General features: G+C 40.4%; 14 protein-coding genes and 11 tRNA genes. 10 read left to right on the top strand and 15 right to left on the bottom strand.

Annotation, left to right across the window (positions count from 1 at the left end):
- Positions 1–561, top strand: a 561-nt coding sequence (locus tag IMPJCBKJ_RS08190; RefSeq protein ID WP_166338866.1) for an IS630 family transposase, incomplete at its 5' end; no start/stop codon positions are given.
- 272 nt (positions 562–833) lie between these two features.
- Here IMPJCBKJ_RS08190 and IMPJCBKJ_RS08185 read toward each other — a convergent pair.
- The 12 genes from IMPJCBKJ_RS08185 to IMPJCBKJ_RS08130 all read right to left on the bottom strand — a co-directional run bounded on the left by IMPJCBKJ_RS08185 (position 834) and on the right by IMPJCBKJ_RS08130 (position 6239).
- Positions 834–920: transfer RNA gene (locus IMPJCBKJ_RS08185), tRNA-Leu, on the bottom strand.
- Positions 921–955: 35 nt separating this feature from the next.
- Positions 956–1029 (bottom strand) — tRNA-Cys (locus IMPJCBKJ_RS08180).
- A gap of 18 nt (positions 1030–1047) precedes the next feature.
- Positions 1048–1123, bottom strand: a tRNA-Gly gene (locus tag IMPJCBKJ_RS08175).
- A 104-nt stretch (positions 1124–1227) separates the two neighbouring features.
- Positions 1228–1314: transfer RNA gene (locus IMPJCBKJ_RS08170), tRNA-Leu, on the bottom strand.
- 39 nt (positions 1315–1353) lie between these two features.
- Positions 1354–1429 (bottom strand) — tRNA-Gly (locus tag IMPJCBKJ_RS08165).
- Between the two features lie 59 nt (positions 1430–1488).
- Positions 1489–1575, bottom strand: a tRNA-Leu gene (locus IMPJCBKJ_RS08160).
- 34 nt (positions 1576–1609) lie between these two features.
- A tRNA-Cys gene (locus tag IMPJCBKJ_RS08155) sits at positions 1610–1683 on the bottom strand.
- A 12-nt stretch (positions 1684–1695) separates the two neighbouring features.
- Positions 1696–1771 (bottom strand) — tRNA-Gly (locus tag IMPJCBKJ_RS08150).
- 139 nt (positions 1772–1910) lie between these two features.
- Positions 1911–2456 carry a CDP-diacylglycerol--glycerol-3-phosphate 3-phosphatidyltransferase gene (gene pgsA / locus IMPJCBKJ_RS08145; RefSeq protein ID WP_166339744.1) on the bottom strand — a complete coding sequence of 182 codons (546 nt, stop codon included), beginning with the start codon at positions 2454–2456 and terminating at the stop codon, positions 1911–1913.
- A gap of 41 nt (positions 2457–2497) precedes the next feature.
- A complete protein-coding gene (gene uvrC / locus IMPJCBKJ_RS08140) occupies positions 2498–4321 on the bottom strand; it encodes an excinuclease ABC subunit UvrC (protein WP_166339742.1) in 1824 nt (607 codons plus the stop codon).
- Positions 4322–4329: 8 nt separating this feature from the next.
- The gene (gene uvrY / locus IMPJCBKJ_RS08135) at positions 4330–4980 is read right to left on the bottom strand and encodes a UvrY/SirA/GacA family response regulator transcription factor (RefSeq protein WP_054553647.1); all 651 of its coding nucleotides are present in this window, start codon (positions 4978–4980) and stop codon (positions 4330–4332) included.
- Between the two features lie 107 nt (positions 4981–5087).
- A complete protein-coding gene (locus IMPJCBKJ_RS08130; protein ID WP_166339740.1) occupies positions 5088–6239 on the bottom strand; it encodes a dicarboxylate/amino acid:cation symporter in 1152 nt (383 codons plus the stop codon).
- A gap of 215 nt (positions 6240–6454) precedes the next feature.
- Between IMPJCBKJ_RS08130 and IMPJCBKJ_RS08125 the strand changes: the two genes are divergently transcribed.
- The 3 genes from IMPJCBKJ_RS08125 to IMPJCBKJ_RS08115 all read left to right on the top strand — a co-directional run bounded on the left by IMPJCBKJ_RS08125 (position 6455) and on the right by IMPJCBKJ_RS08115 (position 10592).
- Positions 6455–8788 carry a carbohydrate binding family 9 domain-containing protein gene (locus IMPJCBKJ_RS08125; protein ID WP_166339738.1) on the top strand — a complete coding sequence of 778 codons (2334 nt, stop codon included), beginning with the start codon at positions 6455–6457 and terminating at the stop codon, positions 8786–8788.
- 240 nt (positions 8789–9028) lie between these two features.
- Positions 9029–9997, top strand: a complete 969-nt coding sequence (gene cysK / locus IMPJCBKJ_RS08120) for a cysteine synthase A (RefSeq protein WP_054553648.1) — start codon at positions 9029–9031, stop codon at positions 9995–9997.
- A gap of 154 nt (positions 9998–10151) precedes the next feature.
- Positions 10152–10592, top strand: coding sequence for a hypothetical protein (locus IMPJCBKJ_RS08115; RefSeq protein WP_138618601.1), 441 nt, complete (start codon positions 10152–10154; stop codon positions 10590–10592).
- 73 nt (positions 10593–10665) lie between these two features.
- Here the strand turns inward: IMPJCBKJ_RS08115 and IMPJCBKJ_RS08110 are convergent, their stop codons facing one another.
- Positions 10666–10965: a DUF6172 family protein gene (locus tag IMPJCBKJ_RS08110; protein ID WP_054553650.1), complete on the bottom strand. Its 300-nt coding sequence runs from the start codon at positions 10963–10965 to the stop codon at positions 10666–10668.
- 135 nt (positions 10966–11100) lie between these two features.
- Positions 11101–11616, bottom strand: a complete 516-nt coding sequence (locus IMPJCBKJ_RS08105) for a VC2046/SO_2500 family protein (RefSeq protein WP_054553651.1) — start codon at positions 11614–11616, stop codon at positions 11101–11103.
- A gap of 112 nt (positions 11617–11728) precedes the next feature.
- Here IMPJCBKJ_RS08105 and IMPJCBKJ_RS08100 point away from each other — a divergent pair.
- From IMPJCBKJ_RS08100 to IMPJCBKJ_RS08090, 3 genes are all read left to right on the top strand, one after another.
- Positions 11729–11813, top strand: a tRNA-Tyr gene (locus IMPJCBKJ_RS08100).
- A 49-nt stretch (positions 11814–11862) separates the two neighbouring features.
- Positions 11863–11947 (top strand) — tRNA-Tyr (locus tag IMPJCBKJ_RS08095).
- Positions 11948–11996: 49 nt separating this feature from the next.
- A tRNA-Tyr gene (locus IMPJCBKJ_RS08090) sits at positions 11997–12081 on the top strand.
- A gap of 157 nt (positions 12082–12238) precedes the next feature.
- Here IMPJCBKJ_RS08090 and IMPJCBKJ_RS08080 read toward each other — a convergent pair.
- Positions 12239–12919: a SprT family zinc-dependent metalloprotease gene (locus IMPJCBKJ_RS08080; RefSeq protein WP_166339736.1), complete on the bottom strand. Its 681-nt coding sequence runs from the start codon at positions 12917–12919 to the stop codon at positions 12239–12241.
- A gap of 104 nt (positions 12920–13023) precedes the next feature.
- Here IMPJCBKJ_RS08080 and IMPJCBKJ_RS08075 point away from each other — a divergent pair, with 104 nt between their 5' ends.
- The 3 genes from IMPJCBKJ_RS08075 (at position 13024) to IMPJCBKJ_RS08065 (ending at position 18478) form a co-directional block, all read left to right on the top strand.
- Complete coding sequence (locus IMPJCBKJ_RS08075) at positions 13024–14004, top strand: ion channel (protein WP_054553653.1); 981 nt, start codon at positions 13024–13026, stop codon at positions 14002–14004.
- 161 nt (positions 14005–14165) lie between these two features.
- The gene (locus IMPJCBKJ_RS08070) at positions 14166–17492 is read left to right on the top strand and encodes an MHYT domain-containing protein (RefSeq protein WP_166339750.1); all 3327 of its coding nucleotides are present in this window, start codon (positions 14166–14168) and stop codon (positions 17490–17492) included.
- Positions 17489–18478 (top strand): two-component system response regulator, encoded by a 990-nt coding sequence (locus tag IMPJCBKJ_RS08065; RefSeq protein ID WP_054553654.1) that lies wholly within the window; start codon positions 17489–17491, stop codon positions 18476–18478. The genes IMPJCBKJ_RS08070 and IMPJCBKJ_RS08065 overlap by 4 nt, the downstream gene beginning before the upstream one ends.
- Positions 18479–18507: the final 29 nt, after the last annotated feature.

Genomic DNA, 18507 nt, shown 5'->3' with positions numbered 1-18507 from the left:
CTGGAAACGATCCTTCACACACCAGGACACCTTCCTCTTGATCGGATCGACGTATGGTTTCAGGACGAAGCACGATTTGGCCAGCAAAATCCGACTACGCGCATTTGGGCTGAAACAGGCACTCGGCCACGGATTGTAAAACAACAGCAATTTGACTATGGATACTTATTTGGCGCGGTATGTCCAGCCACAGGCCAAACAGAAGCGTTAGTTAGCCCATTCGTAAATAAAGAAGCAATGACGCAGCATATGCGCCAGATATCACACGCGACACCTGTTGGAAGACACGCTGTCGTGATAATAGATGGCGCAGGCTGGCACACATACGATACAGCTGCAGAATTTAAAAACCTAACCCTGATAAAGCTCCCACCTTATTCACCAGAGCTAAATCCAATAGAGCAAGTATGGAGCTGGATACGACAGCATTGTTTATCCAATAGAGTGTTTTCGGGCTATGACGAAATTGTCGATGAAGTTTCAAAGGCATGGAATCACTTTATTTCAATCCCGGATCGAGTGAAGAAAATGTGCAATCGGGAATGGATTAAATTGATTTAATCTTTATGCGGAATGGTATAAGAACTAACGATATCGCTAGACAAAGCCCAAATACGGCGCCTACCCAGAACTGATTTAAGCCACGTTTAAATTGCTCCATTATCTTTCCTTGATCCTATTTATTGAATTCAGTAGTGCTGAAAACTTGAAAACGCGTTAGCTGTTTTAAAAAGACTAAGGAAACTATAAAGCTATTTTGGCAATAAAAAAATAATTTGATGAGATTAAAAAAAGAAATAAAAATGAAATAGAGAAGAGGTATTTTATGTAAATGGTGCCCGGGGCCGGACTTGAACCGGCACGCTGTTACCAGCGAGGGATTTTAAATCCCTTGTGTCTACCAATTCCACCACCCGGGCATCGGGTCGCTCGAAAGAGCATGTGGAGTATTATATGGAGGCGGAACCCGGAGTCGAACCGAGGTAGACGGATTTGCAATCCGCTGCATGGCCACTCTGCCATTCCGCCTTATCGCTTCCAAATAATTGGAGCGGCACACGAGGCTCGAACTCGTGACCTCAACCTTGGCAAGGTTGCGCTCTACCAACTGAGCTAGTGCCGCAAATTTGTTTCTGTCAGTATTTTGTCCGTTGGTGCACAACCTTGAGGTTACGATGATAACGTTCTGGCAACTGAACTAGTGCCGCAAATTTTTCTTTATCAAAATGGTGCCCGGGGCCGGACTTGAACCGGCACGCTGTTACCAGCGAGGGATTTTAAATCCCTTGTGTCTACCAATTCCACCACCCGGGCATCGGGTTTGCTATTTAAAGCAAGTGGATAAAGCTAATATGGAGCGGCACACGAGGCTCGAACTCGTGACCTCAACCTTGGCAAGGTTGCGCTCTACCAACTGAGCTAGTGCCGCATCATATTAACTCTAATATCATTTTTATAACCACATTTGGTACTGTAGTTAACCACAAATGGTGCCCGGGGCCGGACTTGAACCGGCACGCTGTTACCAGCGAGGGATTTTAAATCCCTTGTGTCTACCAATTCCACCACCCGGGCATCGGGTTGCTCATAGAGCGTGTGGAGTGTTGAATGGAGGCGGAACCCGGAGTCGAACCGAGGTAGACGGATTTGCAATCCGCTGCATGGCCACTCTGCCATTCCGCCAAATTAGATAATTGGAGCGGCACACGAGGCTCGAACTCGTGACCTCAACCTTGGCAAGGTTGCGCTCTACCAACTGAGCTAGTGCCGCTTTCTTTATCTTGGGGGCTATGCCCTCTCAACACGGACGCATTCTACAGAGATTATTAAACGCGTCAATATAAAAAATGCTAGTTTTGAACTGTTTGCTTATTTTTTATCTAAAACGGTGTGTAATTAAACGTTTAGGATCAATTTTTGGTCAATTCTGACCATGCTGCCATTAAATACTGCAACATAGAACTAAGCGTTAACAATGTTGCGACGTACAAAAGGCCATAACTTAAGTAGATCATCCATGTATCAAACTGCCAGATCAAACCAATAATGGCTAGCATTTGTGCCGCAGTTTTAAACTTACCCATGTTTGATACAGCTACGTTGTCACGTTTACCCTGCTCTGCCATCCATTCGCGTAAAGCAGAAATAACAATTTCACGGCTAATAATCACTAATGCCGGAATAGTCATATACAAGGTTTGATAATGACTCGATAAAGCAACCAGTGCCGCACACACCATTACTTTATCTGCAACCGGATCTAAGAACGCACCAAATGGCGTTGACTGATTTAAACGACGCGCTAGATAGCCATCAAGGATATCTGTGATTGACGCAAGCCAGAAAACAAACGCAGCTGCGAAAAACGCCCATGAGAAAGGCAAATAAAATATCACCAAAAAAATGGGGATAAGAAAAAGTCTAAAGGTTGTGAGTGTGTTTGGAATATTCCACATAACTACTTGGAGATGTCTTTTTTTCTATATTCGCACGAAGGCTACGCCTTGTCATGCAAATGATTAAATATCTTTTCAGCCATTTCAGGGCTGATCCCAGGAACTTGTTTTAATTGGTCTATATTAGCAGCTTTTACCCCTTGCATGCCCCCTAAATATTTTAATAATGCTTGTCGGCGCTTTTGTCCTACGCCGGTAATTTCTTCTAACAATGATTGTGTGCGTTGTTTTTGTCGTTTATTACGATGCCCTGCAATGGCAAAACGGTGCGACTCATCACGAATATGCTGAATTAAATGCAGCGCTGGTGCATCTGAATCAAGTGGTATTGTTTTACGTCCGCCATCAATTAATAGCGTTTCTAAACCTGGTTTTCGGCTAGTACCTTTTGCAACACCCACCAGCAATGGCATTTTATTATGCGGCCAGTTTTCAAAATATTGCTCAGCACGAGATAATTGACCTTTACCACCATCAATGAAGATGACATCTGGAATTTTTTCTTCATCGACTACTTTGTTGTAGCGTTTATTAAGTGCAAATTCCATCGCAGCATAATCATCACCGCCGGTGATACCAGTAACATTAAATCGACGATATTCTTTATTATTAGGCCCTTGCGAATCAAACACCACACAACTTGCTACCGTGTTTTCACCCATTGTATGGCTGATATCAAAACATTCCATGCGATTAATATCATCGAGACGTAATGTTTCTTTTAATTGTGCGTAACGTTTGTTGATTGAATCCTGCGTGCTTTGCTTAACACTAATGCTGTTAAGTGCATTTTTATTAGCAAGCTTTAAATACTGTGCCCGCTCACCGCGATTAGCAACTTTTAGACTCACTTTACGTCCAGAGATTGCCGTAAGCGCTTCGCTTAATGGCTCACTTTCTTCAATACAAAACGGTAAGATAATTTCTTTGGCAATGCGCCCCGTTGCACCGGGTGCTAAATAATATTGACCTAAAAACGAGGTTAGAATTTCTTCTTCACCGGAGTCTTTTGGTACTTTAGGGAAATAAGTTTTACTGCCTAGCACTTTGTGGTCGCGGATCATTAATAAGTGAACCGCATTTAAACCATTTAAATGCGCAAAACCCACTACATCCATTTCGGCATGATTACCTGAAATAGATTGTTGCTCCTGCATTTTTCGAAGCAACATGATTTGGTCACGGACTTTGGCCGCAAGCTCAAATTTAAGTTCTTTACTTGCTTGCTCCATCTTTGTGACTAAATCGGCGATAACTTCATGAGATTTACCCAGCAAAAACTTACGGACAAAATCAACTTCTTGTTGGTACTCTTCATCGGAGATTTTATTTACACACGGTGCTGAGCAGCGCTTTAACTGATATTGTAAACAGGGACGGCTTCTCGCTCGATAATAGGCATCTTCACATTGGCGAACCGGAAAAATTTTTTGCATTAAACGCAAACTTTCAGAAACCGCTCCCGCACTTGGGAATGGACCAAAATATTCGCCTTTAATTTTTCGGCTACCACGATGAAAAGCAAGTCGCGGGTGCTTATGATCTGTTAACAGAATATATGGATATGACTTATCATCTCGCAGCAAAATATTATAACGAGGCTGATATTTTTTTATTAGATTGTTTTCGAGTAATAAGGCTTCGGTTTCGGTGTTAGTCAGGGTGACTTCAATACCGCAAATATTACTGACTAAGACACGCGTTTTACTATCAGTTACATTGCTACGGAAGTAACTACTGACACGCTTTTTTAGATTTTTTGCCTTACCGACATAGATAACTTGCCCTTCACTATCAAGCATTCGGTAGACACCGGGCTCACTTGATAGTGTTTTTAAAAAACGGGCTGGTTCGAAATCAGACATTGAGCAAATTAATGCGAGCTATCAATGTCGATCATTTTATGACGAATTGCTAAATGGGTAAGTTCAACATCCCCCCCTACATTTAGCTTTTCAAACATGCGATAGCGATAGCTATTCACCGTTTTTGAACTGAGGTTCAAACGCTCTGCGATGTCTTGCGCTTTCTCACCTTTAGTGATCATCAGCATGATTTGCAGCTCACGCTCGGACAAACTCTGGAAAGGGTTTTCATCTGTCCGCCCACTTACCTGGGCAAGCGCAATTTGCTGCGCAATTTCAGGCGCAATATAACGTTGTCCTGCATTCACTGCACGAATGGCGTTAACCATTTCATCAGAACCGGCACCTTTAGTCAGATAACCGTGTGCACCGATTTGCATTACTTTACTTGGGAATGGGTCTTCACAATGCACAGTAAGCACAATAATTTTTACATCTGGGCAATAACGACAGATTTTCTTTGTCGCTTCTAAACCGCCAATACCTGGCATATTCATGTCCATCAACACGATATCTGGTGAATGTTGACGGCAAAATTGCACCGCTTCTTCACCGGTTTTAGCTTCACCCACCACTTTAAAACCGCGAACATCATCAAGTATACGTCTGATCCCTGTCCGTACAAGTTCATGGTCATCAACTAAAAGTACATTAATCAATGGAACACCCTCAAATAACCAAATAGCTGCTTTCGCACAATTTAATGTGCCACATTAGCACAGAAAAAGTGAAACGATAAATCAAAATATCGTTTCACTAATTAAATTTAAGCTGATGCTTTCTCGCTGAAACGATCAACCCATAGGGCAATGATACCATCACCTGTTACATTACAGGCAGTTCCAAAGCTATCTTGTGCTAAATAAAGTGCAATCATTAATGCAACCGCACCTTCATTAAAACCAAGCATACTTGTTAAAAGACCCAATGCCGACATAACTGCCCCACCTGGTGCGCCAGGCGCAGCAATCATTACAACGCCTAGCATCATAATAAATGGCAACATACCAAATAACGATGGTACATCCATATTCGGTGATAAGAACATGACAGCCATTGCACATGTCACAATCGTAATTGTTGAGCCCGATAAATGGATGGTTGCACATAAAGGTACTGTAAAGTTAGCCACATCTTCTTTTACATTATTTGCTTTACTTGAGCGAAGCGAAACAGGAATTGTTGCTGCACTCGACATTGTACCTAAAGCAGTAAAATAAGCGGGTAGCATATTTTTTACAAGCTCTAATGGATTACGCTTTAGTAAAATGCCTGTAGATACATATAAAACAGTTAGCCATAGCCAATGCATAATTAATGCAGCTAGCAAAACAATACCAAAGGTTTGTAGCGTATCAACCACCGTACCTGCAACGGTCATTTCCGCAAATACACCAGCAATGTAAAAAGGTAACGCAGGAATAATTACTTTTGCTAGTAAGCCATCAATCACATCACGGCCCTGATCTGATACTTTCTTTAAAGTATCAAGCTGTAATTGGCTCATACCAATACCAAAAATGAACGCCGCAGCAAGTGCTGTCATTACACTCATAAGAGGTGGAATTTCTAAATCAATAAAGCTGCCCACTTCGGTAGCAACTTCTGCTTCAAACGTTAAACCGCCATCAAACAATGGGATCATAGCGCTGACAAGTAAAAACGCTAAGGTTCCAGCAATAACGGTTGAACCATATGCAAAGCCAACTGTTTTTCCTAACAAGTGGCCTGACCCTTTTGGTAAACCAGCAATACCTGATGCGATAAAAAATAAAATAATTAACGGGATGGTAAAGGTGATCAACTGACCTATTATTTCTTTTACTGTGTAAAGGAGTTCAACACCTGTTAGTGGCACATATAAGCCCACTAAAATACCGGCAACAATACCAGCAATTAATTTTAGAATTAAATTCATAACGATCACTTCAATTTTTAGGTGGTAATCTTTTACCACGTTTTAGTTTACTTTTGTTATAAAACAGCCAAATTAACGTTTAACTGCGCAAATTACCACCACAGCTTGTTAGAATCTAATTTGAACGTAAATATATGCGCCCTGTCGCGTTGCATTTGTTAACAAAGTTGCAAATTAATAACATGCTCGCAGTTTTGAATACCCGTATAGTGCTTATGTATAAATCAATGTTAAGTGCCGCTCTATTGAGCGTGCCTTTTACCAGCTTGGCCACCAGCCAGCCTGTCACCCTTCCTTTTATTGCAGAGCAGGCAACAATCGATGGCCAGCTTAATGAACCAAGTTGGCAACGTGCAAAAAAAATTACCATAGGCAACGTTACTTGGCCTTATGAAAACAGTAAAAGCCCAGTTACCACCCACGCCTATGTTTATGAAGATGGCGAAACACTTTTTATTGGCTTTGAAGCGAATGACCCAAACCCAGAACTTATTCGTGCTTTTTATCGTGATCGTGATGCTGCCTGGGATGATGACTTAGTTGGCCTAAAAATAGATTCATACAATAACTCTCAATTAGCCTATCAATTTTTTATTAATCCTCTTGGCGTACAGCAAGACTCAATAGAAAATGAACTAACCAAGCAAGAAAGCTCATCATGGGATGGTATTTGGGATAGCGTCGGTGTTATTCATGATAAAGGCTATACAGTTGAAGTGGCCATTCCATTACGCGTATTGAATTTTGACGACAGCGTAGCGACTAAAACGATGGCAATGGAGTTTTTACGCTTTTTACCGCGCAGTGAACGGTTACGTATCTCAAATATGCAGATTGACCACGGGAACAATTGTTGGATTTGCCAAATGCCAAGTTACCAAGGCTTTGAACAAGCAAAGCAAGGCAATAACGTAGCGATTATTCCATCTTTGGTGCTTGGCAAAAATGAGACCCGTGATATTGATGGCGCTCAAGTAGCTGATTGGGAGTCAGAGAACAATACTGAAGCCAGCCTAGATGTTAAATGGGGGATCACCCCAGATATCACCTTAAATGCGACGATTAATCCTGACTTTTCTCAGGTTGAAGCAGATGTTGCACAATTGAGTGTGAACAATAACTTTAGTTTATTCTTCCCTGAAAAGCGTGCCTTCTTTTTAGATAACGCTGACTACTTTGCCTCTACACTTAACCTTATTCATACCCGTAATATTGCCCAGCCAGATTACGGCACGAAAATCACCGGCAGCAAAAATGGTCATACATTTGCCGGCTTCATTGCCAATGACGCGCAAACCAATGTGTTGATCCCTGGCAATTTAGGTTCATCTCTTGTCGCCCTAGACGAGAAAAGTGAAAACGGTGCCCTGCGTTATCGATACGATTTTGAATCAGGCTTATCACTTGGGTCAACTGCAACACACAGACAAAGTGATGACTATAAAAACACAGTTTATAGTTTGGATAGTAAATACAAACCAACAGTAAACGATGTGTTCTTAGTGCAAGTATTAAAGTCACAAACGCAATACAGCCAAGATTTTATCGACGAGTTATGTGATGGGGATAACTGCTCACAGCCAGAGCAAGTGAGTTGTGAATTAAATAGTGACTGCGACTACAACGAAGGCGTACTGCGTGTTTTAAGTAAAGAACAGCAATCAGGTACTGGTTACTACCTAAAGTATCAACACGACGAGAAATACTGGCGCGCATTTGCCGATTATAATTACCGCGATGCCGATTTGAGAGCTGACTTAGGCTTTATCTCACAAGTTGATTTTAAAAAGTTTACGACTGGTGGCGAATACCGCTGGTATGGCGATAAAGGCAATTGGTGGAATCGCGCTAACCTATATGCTGATTGGGATATTACTCACAACGAAAATAATGAACTTCTCGAAAAAGAAGCACAAACCAGCTTTTCAGTCAGCGGCCCGTTACAAAGCTTTTTTGAGGTCTCTGTTGAGCATCGTAATCGCACTGGCCTTCGCCACGACAAATCACGTTTAGATATCGACGGCAACACCGACTTGTTTAGCGAAAATGGCGTTGGCTTGTACAGTGACTTTAAACCCACCGCTGGGGTATTTGCTTCTTTATATATGTACACAGGTAATGCCGTTGATTTAGCTAATAACCGCGTTGGTGATAAGTTCCATATACGCCCTGTGCTGAATATGAACCTTGGTAAGCATTTTGAAGTGCGTTTACGTCATACTTATGAGCAACTTGAAGCCGATGGCAGTGAAGTATTTACCGCCAATTTAAGTGATGTGCGTTTAACTTACCAATTCAACGTGAATAGCTTTTTACGCCTTGCAGTCATTTATACCGATTTAGAACGCAATCAGGCTAATTACATAGATGATGTTGATAGCCAATATAAAAAGTTAGCCACTCAGCTACTGTATTCTTACAAGCTGAATCCGCAAACTGTATTCTTTGCTGGTTACTCTGATAATGGCTATCAAGATGATGAGCTGTCATCAATGACTAAAGAGCAGCGCACGTTATTTGCTAAATTTAGCTACGCTTGGTTGCTTTAAGACCTTATCAGCGCACCTTTTGGTGCGCCCTCCCCTTACTTTGTTTGCTTGTTCCTAAACTATATTAATTCCAACTGAAACTCGCACCTTGAGATGGTTTGGGTATCTAAGCCTATTCGCTATATGTTATAGCCAAACTTTACTTTCGTTTTTTATTCACCACAGTAAAGTGTGACTATTACAGATCAATAGCCTAAGCTCATTGATCACGATTGAATAAATTGCTTCCAAGGGAACAGTATGTCTAACATTTTTGAAGATAATTCATTAACGATTGGTAATACACCAATTGTAAAGCTTAACCGCGTAACATCAGGTAATGTTTTTGCTAAAGTAGAATCACGTAACCCAAGCTTCAGTGTTAAATGCCGTATTGGTGCTTCAATGATCTGGGAAGCAGAAAAGTCAGGTGTCTTAACTAAAGACAAAGAGTTAATCGAGCCGACTTCAGGCAATACAGGTATTGCACTAGCATTTGTAGCGGCTTCTCGTGGCTACAAACTAACTCTAACTATGCCTAACACAATGAGCCTTGAGCGTCGTAAATTATTAAAAGCGTTAGGTGCTAACCTAGTTTTAACTGATGGCGCTAAAGGCATGAATGGCGCAATTCAAAAAGCAAAAGAAATTCAAGCAAGTGAGCCTGAAAAGTACATTCTTTTACAACAGTTCGAAAACCCAGCTAACCCAAAAATTCACTTTGAAACAACAGGTCCTGAAATCTTTGAAGCAATGGACGGAAAAATCGACATTTTCGTAGCAGGTGTTGGTACTGGTGGTACTATTACAGGTGTTAGCCGTTACCTTAAACTAGAGAAAGGCTTAAATGTACAATCGGTTGCTGTTGAACCAACTAACTCGCCAGTTATTAGCCAAACTTTAGCTGGTGAAGAAATTAAACCGGGCCCTCATAAAATCCAAGGTATCGGTGCAGGCTTTATCCCTGGCAACCTTGATTTAGAAGTTGTAGATGCTGCAGAGCAAGTATCAAATGAAGATGCCATTGCCATGGCTCATGAACTGATGAAAAACGAAGGCATTTTAGTGGGTATTTCTTCAGGTGCCGCAGTAGTTGCTGCAAAGCGCCTTGCTGAAAAACCTGAAAACGCAGACAAAAACATTGTGGTAATTTTACCAAGTGCAACTGAGCGTTACTTATCAAGCCCATTATTTGCTGAAGAGTTCAGCGATAAAGAGCTTGTTCAGTAATCACCAAGAATCTCTTAGTTTTTAAAAAGGATGCAAACATGCATCCTTTTTTATTATCCAAAATAAATAAAACTATTAATTTTACCGAGTTAACTTTACATCATGCTCATTTAGTCACACACTTTATTTTAAGTTCACTCGAAAAACTACAACAATGAAAAATATACTTTTAATTTTTATCCTTTTAAGTAGCAGCATTCTTTCCGGTTGCGGCTCTGAAGATGCACCAAAAGGTGAAAAAAACACCCCTGGTAACGTAGCGACCCTCTATTTTGATGCTTTGTATAACCAAAACGATTTAAATAAAGCGATGGAATACGCCACGCCGAAAATGGCGCGAATTATGAAATCTTATGGTACCGCTGGGCAGTTCGCTCGCAACTTAGTCAATATGCAATACGATGAAGTGGTGATTGAAGTCGATATGACTAACATGAGCTTGCGCGAACAGTATGGCGATAAAGCCAACATCAATTTGATTTTTACGGGTTATTTTAATGGTAAGAAAATTGATGATATGCGCAGTGTGAAAATGATGCGTAAAAAAGGCAATTGGTACATAGAAAAAATAAATGCCGATCCGTTTGCGCGATAATTGATTACTAAAACTAAAAAGGGCCTGATGGCCCTTTTTTGTTTTAGAGTATTACTGCGAACTGATATTCGTATTACTCTTCGTCAAACTCTTGATGTTGACGCTGTGCAGGACGCGCTAAGATTTCAACATAAAACGATGTAAGCTCTTTTGCTTCAATATCGCTAATACATTTATTAATCTCTGCCACGTGAACGACATTGGCCTCATCCGCTGATTCACCAAACTTACAGTCAAACGCCCAATAGTCGGCACCTGCTGGGAGTGTTTTATTACGCTCACGTTTCAAGTATTTTTTTACTTCGTGCTTGGCTGCATCAACCATACGAGGGTATTTAATTTTCTCGTGGTTTAGCGTGAATGTTTTCTTCATTATAGTCCTAGTAACTTGGTTCAATGACAATGGCATTAAGCCATAGACTGCTATTATAACAAGCGCATCTTAATTTAGCTGTACTTTTTATTAAGTTTATTCATAGTCTGTGACAATTCGATTAAGCCTCGAATGCTAAGCTGTCGCCAAATGCAGAGGTTGATGTATCGCCTCATTAGTAAGACTATCATAAAATGCGGCAGCGTCGATTTGTGGGCGCTCAACGGGTTTGTTTTTTTCATAAAAGCGTTTTCTAACTGCTGGCTCACAGTTATCAATCACTTCTAGCGGCACATGTTGCTTATCATCACGAACATTCAAAGGCTCTGGATTTAAGCAATGACGTAATTTTATATCTGATAAACCACCTTGCAATAGTCTAAATGCATTTTCTTGCCCAATTAGCATGTCAAACTGTTCGGGAGCTAATGGTTGTGTAGGACCAGCACCTAATTCAGTACGCAGAGCAGACTCAGATACTTCAGGATTGCTTAATTCAGTTTTTGGTAGGTGGAACTGGCTAAAATCGAGCGCATCATGAGAAAGCATTGCGAGTAATAAAGCAAACTCTCCAGAGCGGTGCTCGTGAACACTTTTATTTAGACGATTATCGAGTTGACTCTCTGTGAGCAACAAACCATCAATTTGCATAGTCTTTAGCCAAATAGTTTCTTGATTAACCAGTTATCGGCATTTATGCATTTTTCTTTAGTTTTTTTCTTTACTTAAAAAATCAGTTTGCTATTATCAGCGCCGTTGCATTGGAGGGGTTCCCGAGCGGCCAAAGGGATCAGACTGTAAATCTGACGGCTCAGCCTTCGCTGGTTCGAATCCAGCTCCCTCCACCACTTTTCTTCTCAGTGAAGTGGGGCCAAATGCAATAGTAAAAATTTGTGTGGAGGGGTTCCCGAGCGGCCAAAGGGATCAGACTGTAAATCTGACGGCTCAGCCTTCGCTGGTTCGAATCCAGCTCCCTCCACCACTTTTCTTCTCAGTGAAGTGGGGCCAAATGCAATAGTAAAAATTTGTGTGGAGGGGTTCCCGAGCGGCCAAAGGGATCAGACTGTAAATCTGACGGCTCAGCCTTCGCTGGTTCGAATCCAGCTCCCTCCACCACTCTTACTCTTTCTAGCTTTACTCTTTCTAGCTTTACTCTTTCTAGCTTTACTCTTTCTAGCTTTACTCTTTCTAGCTTTACTCTTTCTAGCTTTACTCTTTCTAGCTTTACTCTTTCTAGCTTTACTCTTTCTAGCTTTACTCTCGCTAACTTAATCTACCAACTCAAACTGCTCCCATTCGCTTTTAACCATTGCTCTGCTTTTTTATAGTCTGGATAAAACTGGCTCACACGTTGCCAAAACTTAGCGCTATGATTCATATGTAAAAGATGCGCAAGCTCATGGACAACTACATAATCAATCACCCAGGTTGGCGCACTTGCTAAATGTAAATTAAAAGTCAGCTCACGGCGTTTGTTACAACTGCCCCAGCGACGTTTATAATGTTGAATTTTAAGCTTTGTAGGCAACGTCTCAGACATTTGCAAACAGTAATCATGCACTCGCATTTCGATATAGCTCTCAAGCTTTTCATGCATAAACTGCTCAAGCAAAGCGAGGTAGTTAGCCTCTTGATGTTTGACACGTGATGATATTAGTAAGGTAAGCTGATGCCGCGCATCTTGATGCCAAGTGTTTTTCGGGCCTTTGCCGAATACTATCGGGACGTTTTGCCCAAACAACTTAATAGTGGCGTTTACTAATGGCAATTGGCGATGCTCAGCTTGTATAGATTGCTTTGCTATTTGTTCAGCGACCCAATCTTGCTTAGTGTTTAGCCAGGCATCTATTTCAGTTTGTGGAACATAAAAAGGCGCATACACAGTGAGTTTCTGCTCAGCAACTTTAATTGCCACGGTTGTTCTGCGTTTACTGCGCTTTAGGGTGTAATCCAACAAAAGTAAGCCAATTCAATTAATAAAAAAATGAGAGATTCCATTTTACCCTGCTAAATAGCTGCTAATCTATAAAGATGACTCACAAATAAGTTTTCATCCTTATGCCTGACAAACCATGTTGTAGTTATACCTCACCAACAGGTAACAAGTGCCAAGAAACAGATATGGGCTCTGGATTTTGCTTTTGGCATGATAGTAAATTTGATAAATCAGGGCTAGATCTAACCCAAAAATTAGAACGCTATGCCAAAAAAGGAGGCTTACTAGAAGGGTTACAATTAAAGCGAGCAAATCTTTCTGGGCTTAACTTAATCAAACAGGATGATGAAGAGGGCTATAACCTTTCGTACTGCAACTTCTATCGAGCAAATTTAACGGGCGCTCATTTATTTAATAATAAGATTGCTAATGCCTCACTAATGAAAGCTAACCTTCACAGTGCTAGTTTGCATTACTGTGACTTAAGAAATACCAACTTATTAGGTATCAAACTCAACGACAGCAGAATTGATAATATCGAGCTAGGCGACCAATTACTGCAAGAAACGGCGGCCATTAAAGCCCGCAAGAATAAGCACAACTCAGAAGCACGAGACTTATTCGAACAATCTGAAGAAATATACCGTAATTTAAGAAAAGCTTCTGAAAATCAAGGACTATTTGAGCTTGCCGGTAACTTTACTTATAAAGAATTGCGCATGCGTCATGCGCAATACCCTAAAGGTTCAAGTAAACAAATAACTTCAAGCTTTATCGATATGTTATGCGGCTATGGCGAAAAGCCTGAGAATGTCATTCGTTTTAGTTTGTCGCTTATTATTTGTTGTGCACTCTGTTATTTTTTATTTGGGGTGAATTATCAAGATACGCTAATAAGATTAGATTTTTCTAACTCTATTGAAGACAATTTATTTGCATTTCTAAATAGCATTTATTTTAGTGTTGTTACCTTTACGACTCTAGGTTACGGTGACATAACACCTATTGGTTTCTCTCGATTTATTGCAGCAGTTGAAGCATTTTGTGGGAGCTTTTCACTCGCTTTATTCGTTGTCGTATTCGTCAAACGCATGACGCGTTAACAGTATCTATTGATAAAAAGTGATGGATAAAAAACATGAATTTAAAACTAAGCATTTATAGCTAATATAAAATAATTAAATTCATTAATTTCACATCTTTTACTCTTAATAAATTTTAAATTGTATTAGACTGAAAGCATATGCAGCCTTTAACTTATTCTATGCTAGCAGAATTTTTTCTTACTGATCAAAGTTCAGATTTATTAATAAACGGTACCTACGACCCGACTCTAGTCCTTTTGTCGATTACCACGGCCGTCTTTGCCGCTTATTTTTCTTTACACCTTATTGATCTTGCAAATAAAACTAACTTTAATTCTTACCGTCAACTCGCCAATGGTACTGGCGCACTGGTTTTATCTGGTGGTATTTGGAGTATGCACTTCATTGGCATGCTGGCATTTTCACTATGCACCACAATTAACTACGATCCGACTTTAACATTCTTTTCGTTTGTACCGGCATTTTTCGCGTGTTTAACAGCATTTTCTTTTCTTCGGCGCAAGGGTAATACCCAGATCCCAAAAACGTTAAAGCTTCTAGTCAGTTCTGTATTATTAGGTGCAGGTATTGGCACCATGCATTATACAGGCATGGCTGCGATGCAAATGAGTCCATTGTTACGTTATGACCCTTGGTGGTTCGCTGCATCTATTGTTGTCGCTGTTGGCCTGTCATTCATAGGCTTATACACTCGCTTTCATTTGAGTGACCATTTTAAGCGTTTATCTCACTTTCAAAGTAGAATAATTTGCAGCATTATTCTCGGTTTTGCCGTTGCCGGTATGCATTACATGGGAATGGCTGCGACTCGCTTTGTTGCGACTTCGCCCCTCTTATCCGATAACGTTGATACATCACATATTGAACTTATTGCTATTTGCGTCGCGTTTGCCACCGTTTTATTAACTGCACTCGTAGGCATTATCAATGGAATGGTTCGCTATCGTATGCTGTTGGTGGAGAAATCTGCCGAAGAATCTCGTTTAGATGCTATTTTAAGTACAGCTATTGATGGCATTGTGACTATTAACATTAAAGGAAGAATTTTAAGCTTTAATAAATCTGCAGAAGCTATTTTTGGCTGGCAGCAACAGGAAGTTCTCGGACAAAACGTTAAAATTTTAATGAATGACGAAATTGCTGCACATCATGATGATTACTTATTAAATAGTGGCAATCATGAGCTTAAAAAAGTAATTGGCATCAACAGAGATGTTTGCGCAAAACATAAAGATGGCCATTTATTTCCTATTCGTCTTGGCCTTGGAGAAGTGAAACAACCAGGTGAAGAGACTCTATTTGTAGGGTTTATTACTGATTTAACTCAGCAACGCGCCCTGCAACAGAGTCTAGAAGAAAAAGAACTACAATATCGTACCTTGATGAATAATACACCCGGTGCTGTATTTCGTTGTTTACTTGATAAAAACTGGACGATGCTGTTTATTAGCCCACGAGTCTTTGAATTAACCGGTTACACAGCACAGGAGTTCACATCAAACGAAGTAGCATTTGCAGATATCATAAATTCCAAGGATGAGCAGCACATAGCAGATGCCCTAGACGACGCCATCTCAAATTCTAGCCAATACGCTGTTGAATATAGAATTAAACACCGTAATGGCCAAACAGTTTGGGTACTAGATCAAGGCACAGTTAACCATAATCCAGATTCCAACGACAAATGGATAGATGGCGTGCTAGTCGACATAACCTCACGTCATGAATATGAGGAGTCATTAAAGACAGCCAAGCAAGAAGCTGAAGCCGCTGCACAAGCCAAACAAGCATTTATGGCGAATATGAGTCATGAAATCCGCACACCAATGAACGCTATAATTGGCTTTAGTGATATTTTGATGGATAGCCCGCTTAGCAAAGAACAACAAAAGCATATAATTACTGTGAATAGTTCGGCCAGGTCATTATTGCATTTATTAAATGATGTACTCGACTCCGCAAAGCTAGAAAAAGGTAAATTAGATATCACGCTTGAACACTTTAATTTGCAGGCTCTACTAGATAATATCGTTTCAACCTTTTGGCTTGAAGCGAAACGAAAAAACTTACTTCTCGATTTAAAAATAGCCGAAAATGTTGCGCCAATATACATTGGAGATGATTCGCGTATTCGCCAAGTATTAAACAACCTAATTGGTAATGCGATTAAATTTACTGAAACAGGCTCTGTGACAATTAGTATCAGTAAAACGCAAAACAACCAGTTGTTTTTTGAAGTGCAAGATACAGGCATTGGTATCGCAAAACATAGACTAAAAGCAATTTTCCAGCCATTTGAGCAAGCTGATGGAACTATGACTCGCCGTTTTGGTGGCACAGGGTTAGGAACAACGATTAGTAAGCAACTGGTAGAGTTAATGGGTGGCAGCATTAGTGCTGTGAGCACTGAGAACAAAGGAAGTTGTTTCTTTTTCTCTTTACCTCTAAAAGAAGGTGATATTAATAAAGTTGATAAATTAAGTAATAATATCTTAAACCTGCCGCCTCTGAGAGTTCTAGTTGTTGACGATATAGAACAAAACCTCGAGTTACTGAATATTTTACTTTCTCAAGCTGGTCATGTTGTTACAAAAGCGAAGAATGGCTTAGAGGCTATCAGCGCCTTCGAAAAAAATAGCTTTGATGTAATTTTAATGGATATACACATGCCAGAGTGCGACGGGATTACAGCGTGTAAAGTGATTCGAGAAAAAGAGCAGCAACAACAACTCAAAAAAACCCCTATCATTGCCCTAACTGCCAGTGTTTTACAACAAGACAAATTAACCGCAAAACAAGCCGGTATGAATGGCTTCGCTAATAAGCCCGTTGATATTCAGCAAGTTAACCATGAAATAGCAAAGGTTTTAGGGTTAGAAGTTAATACAATATCTCAACATCAGCCAGATAAATCTAAGCAGCATATCAACTATGCAAAAGGCCTGAAAATGTGGGGAAGTAGCGAAAAACTAAACTCAGAAATAGCAGCGTTTTTATCTGATCATTATGCCAATATGATTCGTTTAAAAGAGCTTAATACTGATAGTTCTGAGGTGAAAACAATTTTGCACACTTTAAAAGGCGTTGCCGGGAATTTAGCGCTAGGAAAACTGCTACATTTACTTTCTCAAGCAGAGAATGAACTAAGAGGGACTCGTTTTATTTCACTCATCCATGCATGTGAAGATGAATGGCATTTTTTACGCTCAAAAATAGCCGAAACAAAAACTCAAGAGGAACAAACATCAGTTACTATGATGCCTACGAGTGAGCTAAATAAAGCCTTAGACACACTGCTAAAGCACGCAAAACATGCCGAAATTGACGATGACTTTTTGGCTCAAGTGGCGTCGAACACCCAGCCTGCTTTTAAATCGCAAATAAATGAAATTTGTGAACATTTTGACAATTTTGATTTTAATGCTGCACAGGAAGCGATTGAGAAATTGCAACGTGAAATAACTGCAAGTGAGGAGAAATCATGAGCGAACTTATTGAGCGCGAAAGAATTCTTATCGTAGATGATGAACCCGCTAACCTTAAAGTAATGCGTGAAGTATTAGGCAATGACTACCGCTTATCATTTGCGAAATCAGGTGAACTTGCATTGCAACTTATTAAGAATGAGCCGCCAAGATTAATTCTATTAGATGTGATGATGCCAGATATGAATGGCTTTGAAGTCTGTGAAATACTGAAATCTACACCAGAAACCGCTCATATTCCGATTATTTTTGTGACAGCTTTATCACATGAACAAGACGAATCAGAAGGCTTTGCGCTAGGTGCGGTAGACTACATTACAAAACCCATCAGCCCTGCAATTGTCCGAGCACGAGTTAAAACTCATTTATCATTAGTGCAAGCACAGCAATTACAGCTCGCTCATATTGATTTGATAAACCGTTTAGGACGTGCAGCAGAATACAAAGACACAGATACTGGTGAACACATTGCGCGTATGAGCCGTTACAGTAAAGTACTTGCACTTGCCTACGGAATGACTGAATTTCAAGCTGAGCAACTAAGACAAGCAGCACCGATGCATGATGTTGGTAAAATCGGTATTCCTGACGCCGTGCTTCTGAAGCCTGGGCGCTTGGATGAAAATGAATTCGAGCATATGAAGCAACATGCAACAATCGGGGCGAAAATTTTAGAAAACTCTAGTTCGCCTTTATTACAGCTAGCACACAAGCTGGCACTTGAGCACCATGAAAAATGGGATGGAAGCGGCTACCCTTATGGACTAAAAGGTGAAGAGATTAGTATTGAAGGCCGGATAGTAAGTATTGCCGACGTGTTCGACGCACTAACCTCAACAAGGCCATATAAAAAAGCATGGTCTGTTGACCAAGCTGTCGAACTTCTCAAATCTGAATCTGGTAAGCACTTTGATCCGCAGTTAGTCGACTTATTTATAGGTCAGCTGGATGCAATTATAGAAATAAAAAATACATTCACTCGATAAATAGAGCCTCCTATCTGGAGGCTCTTTTA

The organism is Pseudoalteromonas sp. MB47, assembly GCF_011319765.1.
GTDB lineage: Bacteria > Pseudomonadota > Gammaproteobacteria > Enterobacterales > Alteromonadaceae > Pseudoalteromonas > Pseudoalteromonas simplex.
Note: the sequence above shows the minus strand (reverse complement) of the source record. Positions and strands in the feature narration are given on the sequence as shown.